Origin of the sequence: Embleya sp. NPDC059237, from assembly GCF_042754105.1 — a bacterium.
In the GTDB taxonomy this organism is placed as follows: domain Bacteria; phylum Actinomycetota; class Actinomycetes; order Streptomycetales; family Streptomycetaceae; genus Embleya.
In genome coordinates, this window is record NZ_JBHZAE010000002.1 from 175,191 (window position 1) to 189,369 (window position 14,179).

At 68.1% G+C, this 14,179-nt stretch carries 10 protein-coding genes and 2 pseudogenes; 4 read left to right on the top strand and 8 right to left on the bottom strand.

Going from position 1 to position 14,179, the window contains the following annotated elements; genetic code table 11:
- Positions 1-75: 75 nt before the first annotated feature.
- Positions 76-1,626: an ABC transporter substrate-binding protein gene (locus ACFXKZ_RS07840; RefSeq protein WP_379997616.1), complete on the bottom strand. Its 1,551-nt coding sequence runs from the start codon at positions 1,624-1,626 to the stop codon at positions 76-78.
- Between the two features lie 281 nt (positions 1,627-1,907).
- Entirely contained in the window at positions 1,908-3,104 is a 1,197-nt protein-coding gene (locus ACFXKZ_RS07845; protein WP_379997618.1) for a DUF1214 domain-containing protein, read from the bottom strand.
- Between the two features lie 152 nt (positions 3,105-3,256).
- On the opposite strand from ACFXKZ_RS07845, the gene ACFXKZ_RS07850 reads away from it, so the two are divergent.
- Together ACFXKZ_RS07850 and ACFXKZ_RS07855 are read left to right on the top strand one after the other, a co-directional pair.
- Positions 3,257-3,904, top strand: a complete 648-nt coding sequence (locus ACFXKZ_RS07850; protein ID WP_379997620.1) for a TetR/AcrR family transcriptional regulator — start codon at positions 3,257-3,259, stop codon at positions 3,902-3,904.
- A gap of 880 nt (positions 3,905-4,784) precedes the next feature.
- Positions 4,785-5,210 (top strand): annotated as a pseudogene (locus ACFXKZ_RS07855) (transposase); the annotation flags it as partial.
- Positions 5,211-5,358: 148 nt separating this feature from the next.
- On the opposite strand, the gene ACFXKZ_RS07860 reads toward ACFXKZ_RS07855, so the two are convergent.
- The 4 genes and pseudogenes from ACFXKZ_RS07860 to ACFXKZ_RS07875 all read right to left on the bottom strand — a co-directional run bounded on the left by ACFXKZ_RS07860 (position 5,359) and on the right by ACFXKZ_RS07875 (position 6,835).
- Entirely contained in the window at positions 5,359-5,499 is a 141-nt protein-coding gene (locus ACFXKZ_RS07860) for a hypothetical protein (RefSeq protein WP_379998712.1), read from the bottom strand.
- A gap of 13 nt (positions 5,500-5,512) precedes the next feature.
- Complete coding sequence (locus tag ACFXKZ_RS07865) at positions 5,513-6,034, bottom strand: PQQ-binding-like beta-propeller repeat protein (protein WP_379997622.1); 522 nt, start codon at positions 6,032-6,034, stop codon at positions 5,513-5,515.
- A 25-nt stretch (positions 6,035-6,059) separates the two neighbouring features.
- Positions 6,060-6,548: pseudogene (locus tag ACFXKZ_RS07870) on the bottom strand (PQQ-binding-like beta-propeller repeat protein); the annotation flags it as partial.
- The gene (locus ACFXKZ_RS07875) at positions 6,545-6,835 is read right to left on the bottom strand and encodes a hypothetical protein (protein WP_379997624.1); all 291 of its coding nucleotides are present in this window, start codon (positions 6,833-6,835) and stop codon (positions 6,545-6,547) included. The pseudogene ACFXKZ_RS07870 and the gene ACFXKZ_RS07875, both read right to left, overlap by 4 nt.
- A gap of 1,024 nt (positions 6,836-7,859) precedes the next feature.
- Between ACFXKZ_RS07875 and ACFXKZ_RS07880 the strand changes: the two genes are divergently transcribed.
- The gene (locus ACFXKZ_RS07880) at positions 7,860-8,276 is read left to right on the top strand and encodes a hypothetical protein (protein ID WP_379997626.1); all 417 of its coding nucleotides are present in this window, start codon (positions 7,860-7,862) and stop codon (positions 8,274-8,276) included.
- A gap of 5 nt (positions 8,277-8,281) precedes the next feature.
- On the top strand, positions 8,282-10,963 hold the full coding sequence (locus tag ACFXKZ_RS07885) for a KGGVGR-motif variant AAA ATPase (protein WP_379997628.1): 2,682 nt from the start codon (positions 8,282-8,284) through the stop codon (positions 10,961-10,963).
- Between the two features lie 1,088 nt (positions 10,964-12,051).
- On the opposite strand, the gene ACFXKZ_RS07890 is transcribed toward ACFXKZ_RS07885, so the two are convergent.
- Positions 12,052-12,426, bottom strand: coding sequence for a hypothetical protein (locus tag ACFXKZ_RS07890; RefSeq protein WP_379997630.1), 375 nt, complete (start codon positions 12,424-12,426; stop codon positions 12,052-12,054).
- 158 nt (positions 12,427-12,584) lie between these two features.
- Complete coding sequence (locus tag ACFXKZ_RS07895) at positions 12,585-14,030, bottom strand: MATE family efflux transporter (RefSeq protein ID WP_379997632.1); 1,446 nt, start codon at positions 14,028-14,030, stop codon at positions 12,585-12,587.
- Positions 14,031-14,179: the final 149 nt, after the last annotated feature.

Consider the following 14,179-nt stretch of genomic DNA (forward strand, 5'->3'; position numbering starts at 1 on the left):
GGAGGGGTCGGCACGCCCGGGACGCGGGGCGCGTCGCGGGCGAGGGGGTGCCGGCGTCTGTGCGTTGCATGGGCGTCAGCCCGTCAGTCCGATGCGGTCCATGAGCACCGAACCGGAGTTGAACAGGGCGACGCCGGTGACGCGGTCGGTGAAGACGGGGCCTTGGGTGGATTCGCCGTATACCCACAGCGGCAGGTCGGCGGCCAAGACCCGTTGGAGGTCGTTGTAGGCGGCCTTGCGGCTGGCCGGGTCGGTTGCGGTCCGGCCGGCCCGGAGGGCGCGGTCGGCGTCGGGATTCTTCCAGCCGGCCGGGTTTTGCGGGCTGGTGGAGGAGAACGTGTTCCAGGTGCGGGGCTCGGGGTCGATGACCCAGTCCTGGGTGAGGGTGGCCTGGTAGTCCTTCTGCACGACCACCCGGGTGACGTATGCGGCGATGTCGAGGGATTCGATTTTCAGGGAGACGTGGCGGTACTGGTTGAGGCGGCTTTGCAGGTACTCGGCGACCTTGTCCGACACCGTTGATTTGGGGACGACGAACGTGAATTCGGTTTTGCGTCCCTGGGCGGCGAGTTCGTCGAAGAGCCGCTGTGCCTCGACCTTGTCGAAGGTCGGTTGGGCGGCTGCGGCGTCGAAGAACGGGGAGCCGGTGTTGAAGTAGCCGCGTGCCGGGACGGCGCCGACGCCGAGGGTCCTGGCCATGTCGGCGGGGTCGACGGCGAGGGCGAGGGCGCGGCGGGCCCGGACGTCGTCGAACGGTGCCTTGATGACGTTGAACTGCACGGCTTGGCCGCCGTTTGCGCGTACCGGGCGGCTGTTCAGTCCGTTGCCGGCGCGGTCGAGGAGCGCTTCGGCGCCGATGACGATGTCGGCGCCGCGGGCGCGGAGGGTTTTGTACTGCTGCTCGATGTCGGAGACGACCTTGATGCTGACGCGGTCGAGGTAGGGCAGCCTCTTGTCCTTCTGCCAGTAGCCCGGGTTCTTCTCGTAGGTCTGTTCCGAGCCGCGGGTCCAGCGCGTGAGGGTGAACGGTCCGGCTCCCACCGGCCGGGTGCGGTAGACCTCGGGGCCCTTGGCGATCACGGACGGGGCTGCGATGAACGTCAGGTCGGCGGCGACTGTCCGGTCGAAGCTCGGGTTCGGTGCGGGCAGCGAGATCCGCAAGGTGAGGGGGTCGGCCACCGTCAAGGTCAGGCCGGTGGCGGCGGCGCGGTGCTGCGAACGCAGCTCGGGCCTGGCGTGCATCTCCCAGTTGAGGCGCACCGCTTCGGCGTCGAAGACGGTATGGTCGGAGAACGTCACGCCGGGGCGGAGCTTCAACGTCCATGTCGCGCCGCCGTCCGCCGTGGCGAGTGACTCCGCGAGTTGCGTCTTGACGGTGTTGGCCTCCGGGTCCAGGTAGACCAGGGTGTCGTAGAGCGCGGCCATCCGAGCGTTGTCGGCGGGCGCGCCGCCGTAGTTGGCGCCGAACGGGTCCAGGGAGTTCGACTCGCCCGTGGCCAGCATGGTCAGCGTGCCGCCCGCCCGCGGGGTCCCGGTGCCGGCGGTGCCCGACGCCGTGGTTCCGCCGTCCTTGTCACCGCCTCCGCATCCGGTGAGCGCGAGTAGCGAGGCGGCGATCAGTGCCACGGCGGCGGTTCTTGCACGGGCAGGGTTTCCGGCAGCGCGCATGCTAGTCCTCGTGTCGCGATCGGGGAAGGTCGATGGGGAGCGCCTTGCGGGGACACCGCAGCAGCAGTCGACGTGATCCGGGGTTGGTCCGGCCGGTCCGGCGGGGAGATCGAGCAGGTGCGCCGCGAGTACGGGGCGGGCGCGCGGCGGGCGTCGACCGGTCCGGCTCGCGTCGGGGCCCGATCCGTCCCGTTGGAGGTGCTCGGCGCTCGGGGTTCGGCCCGCGTCAGGGCCGGCGTTCAGCGGCGGAAGCGGCGGGCGAAGTGGGCGCGGCGGCGCGCCAGCGCGGCGGTGCGTTCGGCACGGGTGAGCCGCCGCGCTTCGGCCGGGACGACTCGGTCGAGGTTCGCGTGGGGCACCACGGTCGCCACCGGTGTCGGTGCGGAGCGGGCCCAGATCCACCGCCACGACACGTGTCCGGTTGAACGGCCTTCGGTGTCGAGCCAGTTCGGCAGGGCCGGGTCGCGGTGCGCGACGACGATCCGGCAGATTCCGTCGTCGTCGACGTGGATCTCCTGCCCGTTGAGGGCGTTCTGCCGGTTGTGAATGTCGAGGGACTCGAACCACGGCTTGCTGTAGAGCATGACGCTCCAGTAGTCGGCGTCCGGGACTTCGGTCTCGATCAGGAGCGCCTCGTCGGGGGCGAGTTCGTAGATGCCGCCGCCGTAGCGGATGCCGTCCGCGCCGCCGGGCACCGACATCGGCGGGCTGATCACGTTCGCGCCGCCGGTGCGCTCGTAGACGCTGTCCATGAATGGCCCCCAGTACTCCATGGTGGCACGCTGCCAGGTCATGGCCTCGCCCAGTTGGTCCGCCAACCGGGCGGGTGCGAGCCGGGCGGGGGCCTGCCCGGCGGAGCCGATGCGTTCGATCGCGAACTCGCCGACCCGGTCGGTGTCCAGGTCGCACACGTACACCCGGACCGACAGGTAGCGGGCCCGCCGGTCCAACGGCATCCACGGCCCGGAACACCCGCCGGGGCGCACCGCGGACACGACGAGTTCGAACGAGCCGTCCTCGGCGACATCGAGGCGGTCGATGTCGCACTCGGCGAAGACGCCGTACTGCTCCAGCTGCATGTCGCCCTCGACCACCGAGACGATGACGTTCCGTACGCCCGCAAGGTTCCCGGTGACCCGGTAGCCGTAGTCCGCGTCGACCCGGGCACGCAGGTACACATTGTCGACGTTCGGACCGCCCCACTTGACCACGTCGTCGTCGAACCGGTGGAACGTCGGGAATGCCGGATCGCCGTGCTCCACGGCCGACTGCAGCGCATGTATCGCCACCCGGCTCAGGTGCCGGACACCGTCCGCGGGATCCGGGTGGCCGCCGTCGTGTACCGCGCGGCCGAGGTCCGCCAGGTCGGCACAAAACCGCTCCCAGGCGGAAATGCACGTGCCGGCCCGCACCGCGGGTTCGAGGGCCTCGGGCATGGGCCTCCTGCCTTTCCTGTTACTTGTTCCAAGGTGTCGCCTTATATAAGGCGGCGCCTTAGTAAGACATGCCCGGCGTGCGCCGTCAAGGGCCACCACCTGCGGCACAGCCGCCACCCGGACCCTTCCGCCACCACCGCTACGCTGGGCGAATGCCCCGAGACGCGACCGCCACCCGCAACCTCCTCATCGACGCCGCCGAGCAGGTGTTCGCCGAACAGGGCATCGGCGAAGCCAACCTCCGGGACGTCCACCGCCTCGCCGGCCAGAGCAACAAATCCGCACTCCACTACCACTTCGGATCCCGCGACCGGCTCCTCGACGCGGTCATGGAACGCCACCGCGCCTGCGTCGACCCCCTGCGCGTGGCCATCGTGGAACGCCTCCGGGCCGCACAGGACCGGCCCGCGGTCGCCGCCGTCCTCGGCGCCCTCGTCGCCCCACTCGCGGCACAACTCGCAACACCGTCCGGTCGCAACCGGATCCGCATCGTCGACCAGATGCGCCACGACCGCGGCCTGTCGGCGGCCACGCTCATCCCCGAGGACTCACCCGAGGAACTGCACTGGCTCTTCGCCGAACTCAACGACCGCCTTGCCCATCTCCCGCCGAAGGTCAGGGAGTTCCGGGTGCTGTGCTGGTCCGCCATGACGACCACCGCACTCGCGGACTGGGCTCGCGGCAGCAGCGACACCACCGCCCCCCTCGGCTTCACCACCGACGAGCTCGTCGCCAACCTCGTCGCCATCGGCACCGCCGCCCTCACCGCGCCCTTGCCCGTCCCGGTGCCGTCCGCATGACAAGGTGGACAATCAGGGTCTGTACATCGAACGGCTCTGCTCACCGGATGGATGCTGTCTCGGTGCTGAGCGAGTTCCGTGAACGGATGGCCGAAGGCGACCGTGCGGACCGGTTGCCGGCGATGATGGTGGATCGGCTGGCGGAGGCGGGGCTGGTCAGGCGACGCGGGCGCCGGCGCACCGACTCCACGCAGGTCTTGGCGGCGGTGCGGCCCCTGGACCGGATCGAGTTGGTGGGTGAGACCGTGAGAGCGGCCCTCGAGGAGCTGACCGCCCTCGACGGGAACCGGGTATCCGCCCTGGTCACGGATGAGTGGGCGCGCCGCTATGGCCGCCCGGTGCGTTACGACCGGTTGCCCAGGAAACGAGGGAGCGTGAGCGGTACGCGCTCACGGTCGGGGAGGACGGCATGCGCCTGCCCCGGCTCCTCCTCGCTCCCGCCACCCCGGCCCGGCTTCGGTGGCTGCCCAAGGTCGAGGCGCTGCGGCAGGTCTGGATCCAGCGGTACTGGCGCGACGATCACGGCGACCTGCGCCGGCGCGGACCCAAGCAGACCCGTGACCAGCTCAGCCGTCGCACCGCCCCTCGGAGATCCGCTTCCGCTACGACCTCGGCCGGAAACCCCGATCCGGCCACCGCCTGCGTACCGTGGTCGTCGGTGGAGATCGTCTCCCCACACGATGAGCAGGCGCGCTTCAGCCACAAACCCGGGACGGCCGAGTGGGTCGGCTACAAGGACCACCAGACCGAAACCTGCGATGCAGGTCTGTCGAACGTGATCGTGCATGTGGCCACCACGCCGGCACCCGAGCAGGACGTCGACGCCTTGGAGAGGATCCACGCCGACCTCGCGGCACGCGACCTCGCACCCGTCGATCACATGGTCGACGGCGGCTACACCACCCCCACCACCATCCATCGAGCCCGGACCGAGTACGGAATCGACCTGGTCGGACCGGTTCGCCTCGCCCCCACCTCCCGAGCGCATCCGGGCTTCGACAAGGAGGACTTCCACCCCAACTGGGATGCGAAGACGCCTACTTGCCCAAACGGCGGGACGAGTCCACCCTGGCATCCGACACTCGCCGACGGACACGAGCGACTGTCCGTGCTCTTTCCCCGCGCCGGCTGCCGGGCCTGCGACAACCGCCTGAAATGCCCCGGGAACACCGCCGGCCGCGGTCGGCACATCCTCCTGCCCCAGCCTCTCCAAGAGGTCCAGAACCGGGTGCGGAGGGACCGGCAAACCCAACCCTGGCGCGAGCGATACGCCATCAGGGCCGGATGCGAGGCGACCGTCTCCGAAACCGTGCACGCCACGGCCTCCGCCACTCACGCTACCGAGGAATCGCCAAAACCCACGTCCAACATGTGCTCACCGCCGCCGGAACCAACATCGCTCGCCTACACCAGTACAAGCTGGGACCGACGCCGAACCAGCCCAACGACTCGCTTCACACGTCTCTGCCGGCGACGACCGACGGAACTCGAACCCGCATCGTGGTGTTGTTGTCGTCGTGGCCGGCGATGACCTGTGCGACGTGCGGGGGCAGGCCGTTCATGATCGCGTCGGTGATGAACACCCTACCGTTCACACCGCGGTTGTGGTCATGGCCCGGCGCCGGTGACAGCGTCCAGCGCGTAAAGCGTCCCATCGTGTGCACCGACGTAGAGCATCCCGTGCGCTATTGCGAATGAGGAAGACGCGCTACCGGTCGGGTACGTCCACCGTTTGGCGGCCGTCACGACATCCAGCGCGTACACCGTGCCGTCGATGGTGCCTACGTACACCTTCGCATCTGTCACCACGGGCGACGTAGCGGTGCTGCCGGTCGGGTAGACCCACTTTTTGGTGCCGTCGGTGGAGTCGACAACGTGCACCGTGCCGTCCGTAGTACCGACATACACCACCGAATCCGCCACCGTCGGCGACGAAGTAACCGTGCTGCCGGTCGCGTAGGTCCACGTCTTCGTCCCGGTGGCGGCGTCGAAGGCGTACACCGTGCCGTCGGCGACGCCTACGTACACCACCGCGCCGGCCACGGCGGGGGACGAGGCGGAACTTCCTGTCGGGTACGTCCACTTCTTCGTACCGGTGGCGGCGTCCGTACACCGTGCCGTCGTTGACACCCACGTACACCACGCCGTCCGCCACCGTCGGCGACGAAGTAACCATGCTGCCGGTCGGGTGGGTCCACTTCTTGGTACCGGTAGCGGCGTCCAGCGCGTACACCGTGCCGTCGGCCGTGCCCATGTACACCGCCGCGTCCGCAGCCGTCGGCGACGACGAGATCGTGCTCCCGGCAGCGAACCGCCAGGGGCGTACCGTCGCCGTGGGCACCAGGGCGGCCGTGGACGGGGATGAGCCGGGCGTGACCCCCGCCGGTGGGGCCAGGCCGCTATCGGAAGAAGGCTTCGGACCCGCGCCGTCGGACCACCAGTGGTTCACCGAGGCGAGCACTGTCAACACCACCACCACGACGACGGCGGCGACGCCGGCCAGGGCCGTTACCGGTCGCACACGTGGGATGCCGTTCTGGTGCTGTGTGATGTACATGTCCCGCCCGGCCTGGTGTACCCGCCCGTCGCCGCGTGCCCGGCCGCTTATCCGCGTGCCGGAGGGATCGTGCGGCTCGGGGTTCATGACTCGGTGATGTGCTGGTCCCGCCCGGCTTGGTACACCCGGCCGTGGCCCTTGGCTGTCGCGTTCATGAAGATCGCCCCGATCCGAGACCGCTCACCGTCCGGCAGGACCGGGAGCAGCTCCTCCCGCACCAGCCGCCGCAGCGCGTCGTCGAACGCCGGGTTCTCCCGCGCCAGTTCCTGCAGGCGTAGCCGCCGGCTGCCGATCAGAGCCTGCTCGGTGTCCGCGTCGCCGCCGCGCCGCGCCTCCAGCATCTGGTCGCGCACCCGCGCGAGATCGGTGCCCACGGCATCGCCTGATCCGGTCGCACCCGACGCCACGCCTCCGTCACCGCCGTCCTCGCCCGCCCCCACGCCTCCGTTGCCATCGCACTCACCACGGCGCTGCCGGCCGCGACCACGATCGGATCCATGCCTCCCCCAGGCCTCCGTCCCAGCGCCCTGCCAGATGCGCCACGCCCTTCATGACGCTCCCAGAAAACCACCCAGATTGCCTGAACAACCGCAGAACGACTCTACGAAACCCGAGTCGGCTCTGACCTCAACCTGGTGGAAGGCGGTTGGGCGCACTTGAAGAGTGATGGCCCGGCCAACCTCGGGGCCGGGGGCCGGCCCCCTCGACGAACTCGTCATCGTCGCTCACCGAAGCCTGCGACGTTTTCAGGTATGCGTCCGCGATCGGGACAGCGGGGCGGACGTGTCGACCGGATGGCCCCACCTTGTAGGTGAACCTTCTCGCGGCAAGGCATCGGTCACCGGTCTCCGGCGGTCGCCGCTTCCGCCGTGGCGATGGCTGCGTTGCCCAAACGGGGGCTGCGTCGTATCGGCGGAACTCCGGCGTTGACCTCCATACTCGGCGCGAGCAGGCCGAGCAGGTGACGGGCTGTCCAAGACTGGTTCCCGCGTACCGCGGTTCGTCCCCTCGGCAACGAGGCCGAGGGGACGAACGCGGGCTCGAGCGGCTGCCGCCGAAGGTGGTGTTGATGACGGGTGTGCCGTTGGCGAGTGTCACCTGACTGCTGCGGCCGCCGACGTAGCTTGCATGTCGTAGGGGTTGCCGCGGTTGGCGACGGTGCCGTAGGTGTACACCTGGCCGGCCGAGGACATCGCCGTGCAGCCCCGGCCATCGGCGTTCACACTGATGCGGCAGCCGAACGGCATTGCTGTACAGCCGTGTTGGTCGAGGAACCGGGATCCGGTGTATTCGGGGTTCCGTAGAGGCGGATGAGAAGGCATACATACCCAACCTCACGGGTGAATACACCCAGGAAGAGCCCAAGTCCCCTATTTTGCCGCGGAGTAGTCTGGTCCGATGGTAGACGTGGGGGTCGGCGAGTTGCGACGGAGCCGTGATCGGCTTGCCAAGCAGGGGGAGGCTGTCGAGCAAGCGGGGGACAACGCGGTCGGCGGATTGCTGCTTTTTTATGCTGCCGAGTGCGGGCTGAAGGCCGAGGTGCTGCGTTGGGTTCTGTGTCGCGACGACACCTCTGGCTTGCCTGAAGACCTGCGTAGCCACAACTTGCGCCGCTTGGCCAAGGCGCTGAACCTCCCGGACCCTGGTCCCGGGCCGGACCCGTTGCGGTGTCACCGGCATAGGGGTGGCACGTGGATCGAGGGCCACCAGCTGCATGAAGCATGGCGCTATGGTGCAGAACTACGCGCCGATGATCAGAAGGCGGCAACGGAAGCTCTGAAGGCACTGGTGAAGGCAGCCAGGAAGGGATCTTGAGTGCTATGGCCGGCAAGCTCTTCACCTGGGTCGACATCGATTCCCAACTGGCGGAGGCGGCAGTTGACGGCCTTTGGCCGCACTGGCTGCTGGAGGTAGATGCTTGGTGGGATGGGCTGGAGCTGACGGTTCTCCCGAGGACTGAGGTCGCTGCGGTTCGAGACTGGCTGGACAGCCAGTTTGGCCTCGGATCGACCGTTGAACTTGATACATCCCTAGAACTCACGCTTGACCGCCCATCGACCCACGTTCCCGAGTCGCTGCCTGTGTCTCTGGTCGAGTCGACTGACGCAGGTGCGGCTCCACGTCGGCCCAAGCTCAGTGAACGCCGCGTCACCTCGGCCCTGGGCGAAGCCCTTCCGCGCCCGGAAGGTGCGCAGTTTGTTGGGGATAGGCAGGTGATTGCCTTCCACTCCTTTAAGGGTGGCGTGGGGCGCACACTGCACGCCGTGGCGCTGGCAGACCTCCTGGCCTCGCAAGGTCAGCACGTCCTCCTCATCGATGCGGACTTGGAGGCGCCGGGTGTCACCTGGATGTATCAGGCGCAGGGCGGCCGTTGCGACATCGCCTACGAGGATGTTCTCGCCCTCCTGCACTCCTCCAAGCAAGGCGATCCGACGCATGCGGTAGAGATCGCCGCCGCATATCTGCCGAATCAGAGGGTTTCGCGGTACCCGGGTACGGGCCGCGTGACTGTTCTTCCGGCCAGTCGGCGAACGCGGCTCGGCCCGCCCCGTATTGGCCCCGCCGACTTGCTGACCGAGGATCGCTCCCCGTACTTCCTCAGCGAGTCCCTGGTAGCCCTCGCAATCGCTGCTGAGGCTGACACTGTCGTTTTGGACCTTCGGGCCGGCGCCTCGGAGTTGGCAGCGCCGATTCTGTTGGACCCCCGGGTGATGCGTATTTTCGTCACCACGATCAGTAGTCAGTCCCTCCAAGGCACCGAGACTATGATCCGGCAGCTAGGGGCGCAGTCGCCCGCAGTGGCGGGGACAGACCCCACTCCAGGCGCGATTGTGACGCAGTATCGGCTCGATGTGCACGATAGCCATGCCGAGGAGGCACGGAGAGGGCTCTCGGCGGCACTGTCGTCCACCATTGTCCTCGTGGAGGCCACTGCCGGAGAGTACGCACCGGAGGATCTCGCGGTAGATGAGCAGGTGCTGACCGAGCCCGTACTGAGTCCGTTCCGTGAGGAGTTGCTGGCGCTTCCACAAAGCTGGGACGCAGTAGTGGAGGTCGTCCGGCGCTGCGGTCTATCCGGGCTGCTTGCTGAATTCGCCCCAAGCGTGACACCGATGGCCTCGACTCGATCCGAGGAACCGGCAACGCTGGACGATCGTCGGAGCGCCCTGGAAAGCACCGCACGCCGACTTGTCTTTGCTGAGCAACGCGGTATGGACTCCGGGCTGGGATTCCTCACCACCGAGCCGGTTCGCCGACTGATCGCGGATCACAGCACGGACCTTCCTGTAGCAATCGTGGTCGGCGCTAAGGGTGCAGGAAAGACGTTCACTTTCGCGAGAATGTGTGCCGAGGGATCTTGGGAAGCGTTTGCCCAGGAGAATGGTCAGAACGTTGAGCGGGCCGCAAGGGTGATTCCCGTCCTGGATCCGGTCAACATTGCTGAGCCGGCGGCGGACGAGGTGTCGCCGCAGAAGCTCAGAGACCATGCGGCAGGCGGGCAAGGTATCACCGCAGACGAGATCCGGAGCCATCTCAATGCCGGACTTCGGGACGAGCGAGCCGATGACCCAGAGTTTTGGCGGCAACGCTGGCTGGAGTGCCTAGCCTTGTCAGCAGGTGCGGACCGCGGTCAACCCGCAGAAGAATTCCTGATCGAGCGTACTTTGGACGCGTCCGCGGCCTGCCTCTTCGTCATCGACGGCTTGGAGGACTGGCTGGAGTCCCTGGAGGCGGAATCGAGGCGCATCGCGCTACGGACGTTGCTAGTCGAGGTTCCGGCTTGGCTCCGTCGACTTCGGAGTCGCTCGCTTGGCCTCGTGGTCTTCGTACGCCAGGATTTGGTTCGCGCGGCGATCAGGCAGAACCTCGGCCAATTCCTCGATCGCTATGCCCCCTACGAACTGCGCTGGGATACCGAGGATGCCCTCCGACTCTCGCTGTGGGTGGCGACAAGCGCCGACGCGATGGCGCCTTTGGAGCGGCCGATTGCGGACATGGGTTACGAAGAGATTGTGCAGACGCTCCTTGGCTTGTGGGGGGCGAAGCTAGGGACCGCCAACTCGCGTGAGGCATGGACGGAACGGTGGGTTCCCGCGGCCCTCGCGGACTTCAACGAGCAGATTCAGGCACGTGATGTCGTCCGCTTCCTCTGCGAGGCGGCGGCCGCGTCCGTGGGAGATGAGCGGTGGCCAGACAGACTTTTGACACCGGCGGCCATGCGCCATGCCCTGGGCGCTTGTAGCCGTGCGAAGGTGGAGGAGATCAACCAGGAAAACCCGCGCCTTGGGAAGCTTCTGCGGGTTATGTCAACATTCTCGGACTCCGTCAAGATGCCGTTCGAGGCAACAGATTTGAAGCTGTCGGCCGACGATGTCGAAGCTCTGGAGCAATGGGGTGCACTGGCAAGGGACGCCGACGGGCGCTACCGAATGCCGGAGATTTATCGCCATGCGCTGGGTTTCCGTACACAAGGCAGGGCGCGAGTGGTGCGGAGTCTCTGAGGCGCAGTGTGTTGTTCTGCGGAAGCCCGGATAGCAGGGGTCGCTTGTCGTACCTGCCCTGCCCACTCGATCATGTGAGTCTCGATCGAGGAGCCTTTGTGGGGTTGTGCCTGTTTCCTGGTGGTGGTGACCGCACCAGCCCGGATGTCAGCTGGTCCTACTCGGGTTCAAGGCATTCCGCCAACGCTTGGCGCAGGCCGAGGGGTTCGCAATGCCGAATATGTGGGGTTTCGGTGGGGACCGGCAATGAAGCGAGATCACATCGAGGCTTGAGCCCCTAGCGAGAACCTACACGAGGCGTAAACGGTTCCAAAGGGCCGCGACCTGAGTCCATCCGGTCCAGCTCAGATCATCGCATCCGCCGGCCGCGTCGGGAACCTCTCAATCGTTCTCCGCAGCAACACCGACAGGGAAGCCTCGATCCCGACACGATCATCGCCTCGCTGGACGAACTCGCCGACTGGCACCCTGCTGGGCACATCCACTGGTGGGGAGCCGAGTCCTGGGCATGGGCCGCGATGGTGCGAGACCTGCGGAACCGAGCCACCCGCAGGTCGACTTGACGCACAGCCGCAGCACGGGCGCCTGCTCCGAGCCGCAGGGAACTGCTCACGGACACACCGCTGGTAGGCGTGACCCCGGGGTGTGGCTCGACCGAACCTCCGCAAACCACAAGCGTGGTTCACCCCCAGGAAGCCTGGATACGCGAAAGCTCCCGCCTCTCCTCCCAACAGCGCGGCAGCAGTACATCCCGGTCCCCGGCACTCTCGCCCTGGGGACCATTTGGGGACCACACGCCATGCACGAAACCATACAAAACGCCAGAAAACGAGCACTATATTGAGCAGCAAAGTGCCCCTGACCTGCGAAAATGCCCCACCTCCTTGACTGGGGGTCAAGGGGTCGCAGGTTCAAATCCTGTCGTCCCGACCAGCGTTTACGCAGGTCAGATGCCCTGTCTCGCGAAAACGAGACAGGGCCTTCGTCCGTTTTGTCGGGCTCACTCTCACAGACTCTCACAACGGTCCGGGGCAGCTTGCTGAAGAGCCGTCAGCCCAGCAACTCGGCGAGCTTGTCCGAACCGGCTTTCAAACTCTGCGGATCCGGGTGCACGTAAACCCGTTTGGTGAAGCCCAGGTCCGGGTGACCGGCCCAGGCGGAGACCACCGTGTCGGGTACCCCGTTGTTGGCGAGCCAGGACAGGACGGCGTGGCGCGCGTCGTAGAGGCGGACCTTGCGGACCTGGCGGCCTTCATGAGCTTGTACGCCTCGCGCCGGAGCTTGTCCGTCTGGAACGGGTTCCCGAGCTCGTCCACGAGGACGTAGCCGCTGTCCACGTACGCGTCCCCCGCGGCGAGCTTCTCCGCCGCCTGGATCGCGCGGAAGGTCTTGAGTCCCTTGAGCGCCGGGGCGGGCACCGGCAGGACGCGCTTCCCGGCCTCGATCTTGGCCTCCTTCTCCACGTCCTTGTTGCGGCTGCCCTTGTCGAGGGCCCGGTCGTAGACGATGGTGCGGGTCTTGGCGACGGCGATCGTGTCGGAACCGGAGAGGTCGACGTCCTGCGCCCACCGCGCGCCGCAGTCGTGGCCCGTCCGGGAGCCTCGGCCGCCTACGGGGCGGGCTATGTCGTGGCGACGGTCGATCCGACTGTCCGGCGGTCGAGCGCGGTGGTGAAGGCGCGCAGGAGCAGCGCGGCGGTGGCGGCGAGACCGGTGAGCAGACCGAGCCACAGTCCGAGGGTGTCTGCGCCGAACCCGAACGCGAACAGGCACGACGCGGGCAGTCCGATCGCCCAGTAGCCGACGAGCGTGACGCGGAAGCCGGTTCGGGTGTCGTCGAGGCCGCGCAGGAGTCCGACGCCGATGTTCTGTGCGCAGTCGAAGAACTGCAGGGCTGCGGCGACGATCAGCAGTCGGGTGGCGATGGTCAGGGCGTCGCCGGAGTCGGAGTCCAGGAAGGGGGCGAGGATCAGGTGTGGCACCGTCAGGTACGCGGCGCCGACCACGGCCGTCACGCAGGCCGCGCAGCCCAGTGCGGTGCGCATGAGGCGGCGGGCGCGGGCGTGGTCGCCGAGGGCGATCTCGCGGCTGACGTTGATCGACGCGGCGTGGGACAGGCCCACGGCGACCTGGAAGACGATGTACACGAGTTGGTTGACCGCGGTGTGCGCGGCGAGCGCGGCCGGTCCGAACGACCCGGCCATCAGCGCTGTGACGAAGAAGAACCCGGCCTCGGAGCCGTATGTCGCGGCGATCGGCACGCCCAGTCCGACCAGGCGCCGCACGGCCGCGCGGTCCGCCCGGGCGGGGTTCAGGGCCAGCAGCGGAGCGAGTTCGCGGTCGCGGCGGGCGACGGTGTACAGCGCGAGGAACGTCAGCAGGTAGACCCCCGACGTCGCGGCGCCGATCCCGACCAGCCCCGCCCCCGGCAGGATCCAAACGCCGTGCACGAGGGCCCAGTTCAGTCCCGCGTTGACGGCGACGGAGGCGACCGTGATGTGCAGGAGCGCCTGAGGACGACGCATGCCGACCGTGAACTGGCGCACGACCTGGAACCACAGGCACGGCAGCAGGCCGGGGGCGAGGGCGGCGAGCATGTGCTGCGCGCGGCGGGCGACCTCGTGGTCCTGGCCGAGCAGGGGAAGCGCCTGGCCGACCGCGAGCATGAGTACCGCGCCCACGAGGCCGGCGCCGGTGGCAACCACCATGGCGGCGCGCACGACGGCGCGCACCTCCTCGCACGCCGCGTCCGCCGTCGTCTCCGGCCCGACGCCACCCGTGTTCGCGGCTCCCGGCGCGCTCGTCGCCACCGCGTCGGCGGCGCGCTCGGCCCGCGCGGCTGCTGCGGCGACCTGGTTGCCGACGGCGGTCACCAGGCCCACGCCCATGGTGCGGACCTGGTTGAACACGACGATCGCCAGTCCGCCCGCGGCGAGTTCCTCGGTGCCGAGCAGGCCCATCATGACGGTGTCGGTGGTGGTCAGCGCGACCTGGGCGAGCTGGGTGAGGATCAGCGGGACCGCGAGTACGGCCAGGGCGCGGCCGTCGCGAATGAAGGTCGTGGACATCGTACGCAGCGGCTCCTCGGGATCGGGCAGGGAACCGTAGCAGCCGGGTTCCGCACCTTTCGGGCGCGGTCGAGCGTGGAGCCGGGAGCACGGTGCGCTACCGTCGGCGATCTTGCGCCGGCCGCCCGAATTAGGGTAGGCACACCTAA

Bases quoted from the DNA above. Each gene is read 5' to 3' on its own strand.
- ACFXKZ_RS07895 (WP_379997632.1), bottom strand. From the start codon at position 14,030: ATGTCCACGACCTTCATTCGCGACGGCCGCGCCCTGGCCGTACTCGCG.
- ACFXKZ_RS07845 (WP_379997618.1), bottom strand. From the start codon at position 3,104: ATGCCCGAGGCCCTCGAACCCGCGGTGCGGGCCGGCACGTGCATTTCC.
- ACFXKZ_RS07850 (WP_379997620.1), top strand. From the start codon at position 3,257: ATGCCCCGAGACGCGACCGCCACCCGCAACCTCCTCATCGACGCCGCC.
- ACFXKZ_RS07880 (WP_379997626.1), top strand. From the start codon at position 7,860: ATGGTAGACGTGGGGGTCGGCGAGTTGCGACGGAGCCGTGATCGGCTT.
- ACFXKZ_RS07885 (WP_379997628.1), top strand. From the start codon at position 8,282: ATGGCCGGCAAGCTCTTCACCTGGGTCGACATCGATTCCCAACTGGCG.